Raw genomic sequence first — 11,552 nt, 5'->3', positions numbered from 1 at the left:
CGTGGACATCGTGCAGGGCGAGCTGATCGACCGGCTCGACGACTTGTTCGCCGAGCCGGTCGATGTGCTGTTCCATCTGGCCGCCGCGGTGTCGGCCGAGTGCGAGGCCGACTTCGACCTCGGCATGTCCGCCAACGTGGACACCACCCGCGCCCTGCTCGACGCTGCCCGGGCACAGTCGACCGCCGGCGGGCCGAAGCCGCGGGTGGTGTTCGCCAGCAGCCTCGCCGTCTACGGTTCGAGCCCTGAGCTGCCCCTGCCTCCGGTGGTCAGCGAGTCGTCCCTGCCCGTGCCGCGGACGAGTTACGGAACACAGAAGCTCATCTGCGAGCATCTGATCGCGGACTACACGCGCCGCGGCTTCGTCGACGGACGCGTAGCCCGCCTGATGACCGTCGCGGTACGGCCGGGCCGGCCGAACGCGGCCGCCTCCGGCTTCCTGTCCGGCATCATTCGCGAGCCGCTCGCAGGACTCCCGGCAACCTGCCCGGTGCGGCCCGACCTGCGCGTGGCCCTGGCCTCGCCGCGACGTACCGTCCAGGGGCTCCTCCGCGTCGCGGAGGCGGAGCGCGGCGGGCTCCATGGCCGGGCGCTGGTCAATCTTCCGGCGCTCACGGTCTCGGTCACCGACATGCTCGCCACGCTGCGGCAGGTGGCCGGCGATGCCGTGGCGGACTTGGTGACGGTCACTCCTGACCCTGCCATCGAGGCCATCGTGGGATCGTGGCCCGCCCTCTTCGACAACAGACGCGCCGCTGGACTCGGTCTGGAGCCCGACCCGAGCTTCCTGTCAGTCGTGCAGGACTATCTCGCCGATCGCCCCGACGCGGTCCCAGGGCTTTCGTGACGGATGCAGGGACTCGAACGTCGTCCGTGACACGCCGGCCTCGCATCACCGGCCACGCCCTCAGGTTCAGCGGGTGGCTCCCGTTGCGTGCCTCGCTAGCCTTCGAAAAGGTCGCCGGTGAGGTACTTGAGGCCGGTGTCCGGGGCGACCGTCACGACCGTGTGTCCCGCTCCGAGTTCGCGGGCGAGGCCGATCGCACCCACGACATTGAGCGCGCTCGAGGTACCGGCGAGGATTCCCTCCTCCCGGGCCAGACGCAGCGCCATCCTCCGGGCCTCTGCCTCATCGACGGTTCGGGCTTCGTCGAGCACATCGGCCGTGAGCAGGGGCGGGACGATGCCGGTGGCGATGCCCTCGACGCGGTGCGGGCCGGCTGTACCCACGGTCAGGACCGGCGAGGAGGACGGTTCGAGAGCGACGATGCGTGCCCTGCTCCCCGCCTGCCGAAGGACCGCGGAGACGCCAGAGATCATTCCGGCGGTGCCGACGGCTGCGCAGAAGACGTCCACGCTCGCGCCGCCGCTCTCCGTCTGCCGGAGGATCTCGCGGCCGAGGCCCGTATAGCCGGCGTGGGCATCGGTGTTGTGGAACTGGTCGGCCCAGAAAGCCCCTTCGCGCTCGACGATGCCGTGGGCTTCCTGGCGCATGCGAGCGAAGAGATCCGGTGTGACCTGACCCCCTTCACCGGGCACCACGATCACCTCGGCACCGAACGCCCGCATGGTGCGCGTCTTCTCCGGTGCGAACGCGTCCGACGTCACCAGGGTCAGGGGGTATCCCTTCACCGCGCAGACGAAGGCGAGTGAGGATCCCGTGCTTCCTCCGGTGTATTCCACGACGCGCTGCCCGGGCCGCAGGACACCGCGGCGCTCCGCACCCTCGATGAGGGCAAGAGCCATCCGGTCCTTGTAACTGCCGGTCGGATTACCGCCCTCCAGTTTCAGCAGCACCTGCGCCGCTCCCTCGGGAACGACGTGGTCAAGGCGCACCAGCGGGGTGCCGCCGATGGCCTGGAGAGTTGACCGCTGGATACCAGGAAAGCTCACAGGTCTTCCTTCCTGTTACTCGGTCCGGAGATTGCCGGTGACGGTGGTGCGGGGGGATTCGTCGACGTGGAGGGTGAAGACGTCGGGGCGCGCGTAGTGGCCGGTGGTGTCGAGATCGAAGCGGGCGCGGGCGAGGTCGTCGAGGTCGAGTTCGGCGGTCAGGATGCCCTCGCCGTCGCGCAGCGGGCCGGCCAGGACCTCGCCCAGCGGGGAGACGATGACGGAGCCGCCGCCGATCAGGACCGTGTCCGGTTCGTCGCCCTGGACGGGGTGGAGGTCGTCGGGCAGGGCGTCGCGGCGCAGGTACTGGTTGGCACTGAGGACGAAGCAGCGGCCCTCCAGGGCGATGTGCCGCATCGTGGCCTGCCAGGCGTCGCGGTCGTCGACGGTCGGTGCGCACCACAGGTCCACGCCCTTGGCGTACATCGCGGTGCGCAGGAGCGGCATGTAGTTCTCCCAGCAGATGGCCGCGCCGAGGCGGGCGGTGCCGGTGTCGATGACGGGGAGGGTGGACCCGTCACCCTGGCCCCACAGGTAGCGCTCGGCGGCGGTGGGCACCAGCTTGCGGTGCAGGCCCAGGTATCCGTCGGGGCCGAAGAAGAGCGCGACGCAGTACAGCGTGCCGCCCTGCCGTTCGACCGCGCCGACCACGGCGTGCACGCCCAGCTCACGGGTGACGGCGGCCAGGGCGTCGACCTCCGGGCCGGGGATCTCGATGGCGGCGGCGTGGTAGCGGCGGAACAGATCGCGGCCGGCCGGGGTGCGGCTGCCGACCGTGATGCCGAAGTCCAGTCCCTTGGGATAGCCGCCGAGGAACGCCTCGGGCAGCACGACGACCTCGGCGCCCCGGGGGCCGGCGGCCTCGCGGACGAGTTGTTCGGCCCGGGCCAGCGCGGCCGGGGTGTCGAACAGCGGGGCGGCCGCCTGGACGACGGCGACGGTCATGGTGCGGCGCGGCTCGGGCGAGTCAGAGAGCATGGTGAGACGTTAGAAACCCAGCCACCCATCCGGCAAACTAATCTTTCAAATGATCGACATCTACGAAACCGAATTCCGCAAAGCCGACCTCAATCTGCTGGTCGTCTTCGCCGCCCTGATGCGCGAGCGCAGTGTCACCCGGGCCGCCGCCGCCCTGCACCTCAGCCAGGGCGCCACCAGCGCCGCCCTCGGCCGCCTGCGCGGACTCTTCGACGACGAGCTGTTCACCCGCACCCGCGGCGGCATCGAGCCCACGCCGCGCGCCGTCGAACTGGCCCGCCGTATCGAACCGGCCCTCGGGCTCATCCACGGAGCCGTGACCGACCGGGACCGCTTCGACGCGGCCACCACCCGGCGCACCTTCACCCTGGGCATGTCCGACGACCTGGAGGCGGCGCTGATGCCCCGCCTGCTGAACGCCACGGCCGCACTGCCGGGCATCCGGCTCGCCGTACGGCAGGCCAGCCGCAACACCGTCGCCGACATGATCGACCGCGGCGAGGTCGACCTCGGCGTGGCCGCCGCCCCCGTACACCGCGCCGACCACCGCAGCCGTGACCTGTTCGCCTCCGGCTACACCTGCCTGTTCAACCCCCGCCTCCTGCCGCTCCGTACCCCGCTCACCCTCGACGACTTCCTGGCCCACCCCCACCTGCTGATCTCCTACGACGGCCGGCGTGGCATCGTCGACGACCTCCTGGAAGCCCGCGGACTCGACCGCCGGGTGCTAGCCTCCACCACCCACTTCGCCGGAGCCGCCCTCCAACTCGCGACACTGCCGGTCCTGGCCACCTTCCCCACCCACGCGGCCACCGTCTACGCCGACCTCCTGGACCTGACCGCCACCGTGCCGCCCATCCCGATGCCCCAGTACACCGTCACCTCGATCTGGCACGAAACCCTCACCGACGACCCCGCCCACCTCTGGCTCCGCCGCCTGGTGGAGGAGGCGACGCCTTCGGGCTCGTAGCGATGAGCAGGGCTGCTCCGGCTCGCGGTGGAGTACGGCGACGGCCTCCGCCGGGCGGCCGGTGTCGGCGAGCAGCTGCGCGAGGTTCCACATAATCGCTTGCGTGCCGGGCCACTGCTCCGCATGGTGAACACCGTGAGCGACAAACCCGAGCGGTGGACCCAGGCCAGCGTATACCCCGACATGTGGGCGGACCCCGACGAGGATCCCCGCAACAGTGACGGAGCCAGCCCGGACGGTGAGTTGGCGACGCTTCAGGAGTACCTGAGGGACTATCGACTGACTCTGCAGATGAAGTGCGACGGGTTGGATCCGGAGAACCTGGCCCGTCGATCGGTGCCACCGTCGACCATGTCCTTGCTGGGGCTGGTCCGCCATCTCGCCGAGGTGGAGCGGGACTGGCGCAATTGGATCGTGCCAGGAGACCCGGCACCGAAGCTGTACGGAGCACGTGACGCCGACTTCGATGGAGCCGTCGCGGAACAGGCGGTGGTCGAGGGCGCATTCGCCGACCTTGCTCGCGAACAGGCGGCAACCGATGCGGTGCTGGCGGAGTATCCGGATCTGGGTGCGCGGGTGGGCAAGGACGGCATCTCGGTCCGCGAGCTGTTGGTTCACCGGATCGAGGAGTACGCCCGCCACTGCGGTCACGCCGATCTGCTGCGCGAGTGCGTTGACGGCCGGGTAGGGCAGTAGATCGATGGGAGCCTGGACGTAGGCTCAGTCGTGGCGGCCGTCGTACTGAAGCGTGCATCACGTCGTGTTTCAACGGCGGCTCGCCGCCGTCAGTTTCACCCGCGCGAAAGAACAGGACATACGTCGAGTCGGACGAGCACGGCCCCCTTTCCGCGCATTCCCGGAACAGGCGCAGAACCTCGCGCTGGAAAGCACCGCCTTCCGAGCTGGGACGATGAACCTTGTCGAGGGTTCTCTCGGTCCAAGCGGAAGGCACGTTCTGCGTGCAGGCTATCGAGAACACGAGTTGCGCGATCGACTCGATCCTCCGGCGGGCGTAGGGGCGGCGCGAGCACCCCCGCATAGGCTGGCCGTCTCATCCGACGCACCGCTACGAGGATCGACCCATGCGCAGCAGCACCAGGATCCGCCTGATCGAGCCCACCGACGCCGGCCCGATAGCCGCGCATCGGGTGCGGGACTTCGAGGCCTTCCGACCGTGGGAACCGGCCCAGCCGGCCGACTTCTTCACCCCGGAGGGCCAGGCAGAGCGGATCGACAGGCTGCTGGCCGGATACCGGGCCGGCTCGGTCTGGCCGGGCGTGGTGCTCGTCGACGACCAGGTGATCGGGCAGGTCACCGTCGGAGGCATCCTGCCGCAGCCGCACCTGCGCCGCGGCTCCGTCGGATACTGGATCGCCAGCTTCGCCCAGAATCAAGGGCACGCCGGCCGCGCCGTCGGGCTTGTACTCCGGGTGATGACGGACGAACTCGGATTGCACCGCGCCGAGGCGTCCACCCATCTGGAAAATCTGCCGTCACAGCGGGTGCTGCGCCGCAACGGGTTCAGCCCGTACGGCGTCGCGCACTCCTCGATCTTTCTCGACGGGAGCTGGCGGGACGGGCTGCTGTGGGAGCGGGTCCTCGGCGACTAGCCTCGCCGTTCGGGTTGCGCAACGACGTCGTCCGACTCGAGGTACCGCTCGTACAGCTCGTCGTAGACCGAGCCCGCTCGGTGGTTGTCGAGTGGACGTTGACCGTCCCACACAGCAAGGTCATAGCCCACGGCTGAATGGTTGCAGGTGGCAGTGCGGCCAGAGCAAGTAGGCCCAGAGATCGAGCCGACCGTCAGGTCATCCGTAAGAGAGTTCCTAGCCGGCCAGGTCGACGGCCGCCGTCTCGATCAGCTCGGCGACCGGTCCCGGCTGCGAGGCCAACGACGCGTGGCCGGTGTCGAGTTCGATGATCTTGCGTGGGCTCATCCGCTCGGCCATGTGCCGCTCGTTGTCCGGATGGATCATGTGGTCCTGGCTCGAGATCTGGTACCAGGTCGGTTTGGCCCGCCAGGCCGGCGCGGTCACGGTGTCCCCGAAGGTCGAGCCCAGTGGGCCCTCTGAGCGACCGCCATGACCAGGGCCTCGTCGGCGCTCAGATCCTGACGTGCGCCCAGCAGCTACCTCCACTTGAACCATTGGTCGACCATCCTCCTCTGTGCGAACCATTGACAGCGACTTCCCGGCAGCGGAAGATCCCGCCTGCACGCATAGAAATGAAACGATTCAATCACCGGAAGGTTCCCGCAATGCAGCGCATCTCCCGCCGATCCGCCCTGCGCTCTGCGATAGGCGTGGCCCTCGCTCCCACCCTGGGCTCTCTGGTCCTGCCGGGGCTCGCGTCCCCGGCGTCCGCAGCGGTGTCCTGGACCGCGAAGTGGATCTGGGCGTCGGCCAGTTCGGCGAACCAGTGGGTGGCGTTCCGCAGATCGTTCACCCTCGACTCGGCGCCCGCGAAGGCCGTGACGCGGATCGCGGCGGACTCGAAGTACTGGCTGTGGGTGAACGGCGCGCTGGTGGTCTTCGAAGGGCAGCTCAAGCGCGGTCCCAACCGCACGGACACCTACTACGACGAACTCGACCTCGCCCCGTACCTCACCAGCGGCAGCAACACCGTCGCGCTGCTGGTCTGGTACTTCGGCAAGCAGGGCTTCTCGCACAACAGCAGCGGTCAGGGCGGGCTGTTGTTCCAGTCCGACATCCAGACCGGCTCGAACACCACCCGGCTGGTCAGCGACACCAACTGGAAGTACACCGTCCACCCGGGCTACTCGAACAACACCAGCGGCACGCAGGTCAACTTCCGGCTGCCCGAGTCCAACGTCTACTACGACGCCCGCAGTGCCGCAGCGATGGCCGGCTGGGAGTCGCCCGGTTTCGACGACAGCGCCTGGAGTGCGCCCAACGACCTCGGGGCCGCAGGCGCCGCGCCCTGGAACGCGCTGGTGCAGCGTCCGATTCCGCAGTTCCGCCACTCCGGCCTGCGTGCCTACGCCGCCTCGCTGCCGTCCACGGGACAGGGCGCCACCGCCATCTCGGCCGCCCTGCCGTCCAACCTCCAGGTCACCCCGTACCTGAAGGTCGACGCCCCGGCCGGGGCGGTGATCGGCATGCAGACGGACCACTACGACGACGGCGCGGGCCTGACGGGCATCGAGCCAGGGACCGGCTACAACATGCGCGCCACCTACGTCTGCGCCGGCGGCGTCCAGGAGTTCGAGTCACTGGCGTGGATGAGCGGTACGGCCGTGCGGTACACCGTCCCGGCGGGCGTGACGATCCTGGACCTGAAGTACCGGGAGTCGGGCTACGACACCGACTTCGCCGGGTCGTTCAGCAGTAGTGACGCCTTCCTGGACACCCTGTGGGGCAAGGCCGCCCGCACGATGTACGTCAACATGCGGGACAACTACATGGACTGCCCCACCCGCGAGCGCTCCCAGTGGTGGGGCGATGTGGTCAACCAGCTCAAGGAGGGCTTCTACACCTTCGACGACCGCTCGCACGCGCTCGGCGCGAAGGCCATCGCCCAGCTGACGTCCTGGCAGAAGGACAGCGGGGCGCTGTACTCGCCGATACCGTCGGTCATCTGGACCAGTGAACTGCCCGTCCAGATGCTCGCCTCCGTCTGGTCGTTCTGGACGTACTACCTCTACACCGGCAACGCCGACGCCGTGACCGGCGCCTACCCGGCCGTGAAGAAGTACCTCAGCCTGTGGAGCCTGGACAGCGACGGCCTGGTCACCCACCGCAAGGGGGACTGGGACTGGGAGGACTGGGGCAGCAACATCGACGCCCGCGTCCTCGACAACTGCTGGTACTACCTGGCCCTGGACGCCGCCGCCCGACTTGCCGACCTCAGCGGCAACAGCGCCGACGTCGCCGGATGGCAGGCCCAACGCGACAGCGTCAAAGCCAACTTCGACCGCGTGCTCTGGAGCGCCTCGAAGAACGAGTACCGCTCACCCGGCTACACCAAGGACACCGACGACCGGGCCAACGCCCTCGCCGTCGTCGCGGGCCTGGCCCCCGCCTCCCGCTACCGCGCGGTCACCGAGGTGCTGCGCACCCACCTCAACGCCAGCCCCTACATGGAGTTCTACGTCCTGGAGGCGCTGTACCTCATGGGCGGGGCCACCGTCGCCGAGGAGCGGATGCGCAACCGGTACGCCGCCCAGGTCGCCGACCCCGCCTGCTACACGCTGTGGGAGCTGTGGGACAAGGCCGCCGGGACCGACAACCACGCCTGGAACGGCGGGCCGCTGTACGCCCTGTCCGCGTACGCCGCCGGAGTCCGCCCCACCCGGCCCGGCTGGGAGACGTACGACGTCCTCCCGCAGACCGGCACGCTCACGAAGATCGACACCGTCATCCCCACCGTCAAGGGTGACATCCGCTTCGGCATCGAGCGCGACGGCACGAAAGTGACGCTGACACTCACCTCGCCGAGCGGGACAACCGCCCGCGTCGGCGTGCCCACCTACGGCGGCTCCCAGCCCGTCATCAAGGCGGGCGGCACCACGGTCTTCACCGGAGGCTCCTCCACCGGCAGTGTCAGCGGGCTGACGTACGCGGGCAAGGACTCCTCCTACGTCTACTTCACGCTGCGGCCCGGCACCTGGACCCTGACCGCGACCGGCACCGGCCGCCTCGACAACCTCGCCCTGGGCAGGACGGTCACCAGCAACAACAGCCTGGAGAACGGCAACTGGGGCCGGAACCGGCTCACCGACGGCGTTCTGACCAGCGTGACCGGCGCCAAGGGCTACACCAGCAACGACTTCGGCTCCGCCGACGTCAGCGCGAACCCCGTCTGGGTCGAGATCGACCTCGGAGCCGACACCGACCTCGATGCCGTACGGCTCTTCCCGCGCACCGACACCCCCGCCGCCGGCGGCGGCACCGCGGGCTTCCCGGTCGACTTCACCCTCCAGACCCGCGCGGACGGGGCCGCCTCCTACACCACCGTCCGCACCGTCACCGCCGAGCCCAACCCCAACGGACTCCCACAGACCTACGGTTTCAAGACCACCACCGCCCGCTACGTCCGCCTGCAGGCCACCAGACTCGGCACTCCCGCCGCCGACGAGGCCACCAGGTACCGCCTCCAGCTCGCCGAACTCACCGCCCCCACCGCCGCGACCACGGTCACCGCCAACTACACGCTGGAGAACGGCGACTGGGGCAAGACCCGGGTGCTGGACGGCATCACGACCAGCGTGAGCGGCGCCAAGGGCTTCACCAGTATCGACTTCCCCTCCGCCGACGTCAGCGCCACACCCGTGTGGATCGAGGTCGATCTGGGTGCCGAGCGGGCCATCGGCTCGGTCACGCTCCATCCCCGTACCGACACCGCGGCGGCCGGGGGCGGCACGGCCGGCTTCCCCGTGGACTTCACGATCCAGACCCGGGCCGACGGCGCCGCCTCCTACACCACCGTCCGCACGGTCACCGGCCAGGCCAACCCCAACGGAACGGCCCAGACGTACACACTCACCTCGGCCACCGGCCGCTATCTGCGCCTGCGGGCAACGAAGCTCGGCGCTCCGGCCTCCGACGAGTCCACCCGCTACCGGCTGCAGTTGGCAGAGATCCGCACGCAGTGAGCCGACCACACCTCGGCTGGATCGCGGGCAAGTGTATACAGCTGATGTGGGTCGACTGAATCTCCATCGAGTGGATCGCAATCCTGGGCGGCTCGGAATCTGCATGTAAACGGGCTGTTGGGGAAGGGTGCGGGCCTGGGTGGGCCCAGGGTTTCGATCTGCAGCGATTGGCCTGTGGTGCCACTCCTGCATACAGTCACCCCTACGACGCCGCCGCCGTGATCATCGCCCTGGAATCGCAGGGCGCCCGCCCCTGAAGGAGCCGTCCGGTTCGTGCTCGCTGCCGGTCAGTCACAGGGATCCCCGCCACAGACCAGGTCGGCGGCGTTGCCCACCTGGTGGACCAGGTTGCGCTCGAGCCGTTCCAGTACGGCGAGCATCTCGGCCCGCGCCGCCTCGCCGAGGCCGTCGGTGAGCCGGTGTTCCAGATCGCTGCGGGCGGCCTCGACCTTCCGGCGCAACGCGAGGCTGGCGGCGGCCGGTTCGACGATGACGGACCGCTTGTCGGTGGGGGAGGGGACGCGGCGTACCAGGCCCGCCCGTTCCAGGCGTCGTACCGTCCGGGTCATCGTCGCCGCGTCCGAGCCGACCAGCTCGCCGAGGTCCACCTGGCGCAGGGCGCCGCGCTCCCACAGGTTCCGCATGACCACTGCCTGGCGCGGGTGAAGTCCCAGTTCGCTCAGAAGCCGGCCGGCGAACATGCGATGCAGGCGGCCCACGCGGAAGATCGCATAGCTGACCTGGGCGTGCTGCGCGGCCGACGGGATGTCCCCGGCTCCCTTCCCTGAAGTCGTCTCCATGTGTATCGGTCCTCCAAGCCGGCGCGCCGTCGTTGGTCGTTCCGGAAAGCGCCGCGGCGCCCCCCGGGCCGTAGGCCGTTGGGCGCCGCGGTGTGCCAGTCGTGGTGACGGGCCGGGTGTCAGCCGAGGGCGGGGTAGTCGGTGTAGCCGGTGTGGTCGCCGCCGAAGGAGGTGGCGCGGTCGGGGGTGTTGAAGGGGCCGCCCTGCTTGAGGCGGGTGGGGAGGTCGGGGTTGGCGAGGAAGAGGCCGCCGTAGGCGATGAGGTCGGCGGTGCCGTCGTCGACGAGCTTCAGCTCCTCGGGGCCGGTGGGCTCCATGCCGGTGAACGGGTTGAGGATGAAGGTGGTGGGCCAGGCCTTGCGCAGGCGCAGGGTGAGGTCGCGGACCTCGGGGGCTTCCATCTGGTGGAGGTAGGCCAGGTTCAGCGGGGCGAGGGCGTCGACGAGCGCGGTGTAGGTGGCGTCGACGTCGGTGCGGTCGCTCTCGTCGATGTCGTTGTAGGGGTTGGCCGGCGAGATGCGGAAGCCGGTCCTGTCCGCTCCGATCGCGTCGGCGACGGCCTTGGCGGTCTCCACGGCGAAGCGGATGCGGGCCTCGGGAGAACCGCCCCAGGCGTCGGTGCGGGTGTTGGAGTTGGGCGCGAGGAACTGGTGGATCAGGTAGCCGTTGGCGCCGTGCAGTTCCACACCGTCGAAGCCGGCCTCCACCGCGTTACGGGCGGCCGTGGCGTAGTCGGCGATCGTCTCGCGGATCTCGTCGTCGGTGAGTTCCTGCGGCGTGACGAAGTCCTGGGGGCCGGTGGGGGTGTAGACCTGCCCCTTGGCCTGGACGGGGGAGGGACCGACGGGGGTGAGGCCCATCAGGGAGGGGTGGCCGACGCGGCCGGTGTGCATCAGCTGGAGGTAGATCACCCCGCCCTTGGCGTGGACGGCGTCGGTGACCTTGCGCCAGGCGGTGATCTGCTCCTCGGAGTGGATGCCGGGGGTGTCGGGGTAGCCCTGGCCGATCACCGAGGGCTGGGTGCCTTCCGTGATGATGAGGCCGGCGTCGGCGCGCTGGGCGTAGTACTCGGCCATCAGATCGGTCGCCGACTGGCCGGGGCCGTAGGCGCGGCTGCGGGTCATCGGTGCCATCACGATGCGGTTCGCCAGGCTCTTGCCGCCCAGCTCGGTCGCTTCGAAGGCCTTCGACATGATCATCATCCTTGCTCGCGAAACACGGGCCGCATCGGGGCGGCCCCCTGTCGACAGACCGGGTGCGTGCCGCACCCGAGCCATTTACTGTCCGAACAAGTAAA

10 protein-coding genes are annotated in these 11,552 nt (G+C 69.5%); 5 read left to right on the top strand and 5 right to left on the bottom strand.

Annotated elements, in window-relative coordinates:
• Window positions 1-847, top strand: an 847-nt coding sequence (locus tag BEK98_RS46490; protein ID WP_107428344.1) for an NAD-dependent epimerase/dehydratase family protein, incomplete at its 5' end; no start/stop codon positions are given.
• A gap of 95 nt (window positions 848-942) precedes the next feature.
• Here the strand turns inward: BEK98_RS46490 and BEK98_RS46485 are convergent.
• Together BEK98_RS46485 and BEK98_RS46480 are read right to left on the bottom strand one after the other, a co-directional pair.
• Window positions 943-1,893: a PLP-dependent cysteine synthase family protein gene (locus BEK98_RS46485; protein ID WP_208643431.1), complete on the bottom strand. Its 951-nt coding sequence runs from the start codon at window positions 1,891-1,893 to the stop codon at window positions 943-945.
• 15 nt (window positions 1,894-1,908) lie between these two features.
• Window positions 1,909-2,871: a nitrilase-related carbon-nitrogen hydrolase gene (locus tag BEK98_RS46480; RefSeq protein WP_244202304.1), complete on the bottom strand. Its 963-nt coding sequence runs from the start codon at window positions 2,869-2,871 to the stop codon at window positions 1,909-1,911.
• Between the two features lie 49 nt (window positions 2,872-2,920).
• Here BEK98_RS46480 and BEK98_RS46475 point away from each other — a divergent pair, with 49 nt between their 5' ends.
• The 3 genes from BEK98_RS46475 (at window position 2,921) to BEK98_RS46465 (ending at window position 5,451) form a co-directional block, all read left to right on the top strand.
• The gene (locus BEK98_RS46475; protein WP_094222855.1) at window positions 2,921-3,841 is read left to right on the top strand and encodes a LysR family transcriptional regulator; all 921 of its coding nucleotides are present in this window, start codon (window positions 2,921-2,923) and stop codon (window positions 3,839-3,841) included.
• A gap of 135 nt (window positions 3,842-3,976) precedes the next feature.
• Window positions 3,977-4,537, top strand: coding sequence for a DinB family protein (locus tag BEK98_RS46470; RefSeq protein ID WP_244202303.1), 561 nt, complete (start codon window positions 3,977-3,979; stop codon window positions 4,535-4,537).
• A gap of 386 nt (window positions 4,538-4,923) precedes the next feature.
• Window positions 4,924-5,451, top strand: coding sequence for a GNAT family N-acetyltransferase (locus tag BEK98_RS46465; RefSeq protein ID WP_094222854.1), 528 nt, complete (start codon window positions 4,924-4,926; stop codon window positions 5,449-5,451).
• A gap of 216 nt (window positions 5,452-5,667) precedes the next feature.
• Here the strand turns inward: BEK98_RS46465 and BEK98_RS46460 are convergent, their stop codons facing one another.
• Complete coding sequence (locus BEK98_RS46460; RefSeq protein WP_244202302.1) at window positions 5,668-5,877, bottom strand: alpha/beta hydrolase; 210 nt, start codon at window positions 5,875-5,877, stop codon at window positions 5,668-5,670.
• Window positions 5,878-6,098: 221 nt separating this feature from the next.
• Here BEK98_RS46460 and BEK98_RS46455 point away from each other — a divergent pair, with 221 nt between their 5' ends.
• Window positions 6,099-9,455: an alpha-L-rhamnosidase-related protein gene (locus tag BEK98_RS46455; RefSeq protein WP_094222853.1), complete on the top strand. Its 3,357-nt coding sequence runs from the start codon at window positions 6,099-6,101 to the stop codon at window positions 9,453-9,455.
• Window positions 9,456-9,742: 287 nt separating this feature from the next.
• On the opposite strand, the gene BEK98_RS46450 is transcribed toward BEK98_RS46455, so the two are convergent.
• Together BEK98_RS46450 and BEK98_RS46445 are read right to left on the bottom strand one after the other, a co-directional pair.
• Window positions 9,743-10,255 carry a MarR family winged helix-turn-helix transcriptional regulator gene (locus BEK98_RS46450; RefSeq protein WP_094222852.1) on the bottom strand — a complete coding sequence of 171 codons (513 nt, stop codon included), beginning with the start codon at window positions 10,253-10,255 and terminating at the stop codon, window positions 9,743-9,745.
• 119 nt (window positions 10,256-10,374) lie between these two features.
• Window positions 10,375-11,448 carry an alkene reductase gene (locus BEK98_RS46445; protein ID WP_167444456.1) on the bottom strand — a complete coding sequence of 358 codons (1,074 nt, stop codon included), beginning with the start codon at window positions 11,446-11,448 and terminating at the stop codon, window positions 10,375-10,377.
• Window positions 11,449-11,552 lie beyond the last annotated feature (104 nt).

It is taken from the genome of Streptomyces diastatochromogenes (assembly GCF_002242805.1).
Lineage (GTDB): Bacteria > Actinomycetota > Actinomycetes > Streptomycetales > Streptomycetaceae > Streptomyces > Streptomyces diastatochromogenes.
Note: the sequence above shows the minus strand (reverse complement) of the source record. Positions and strands in the feature narration are given on the sequence as shown.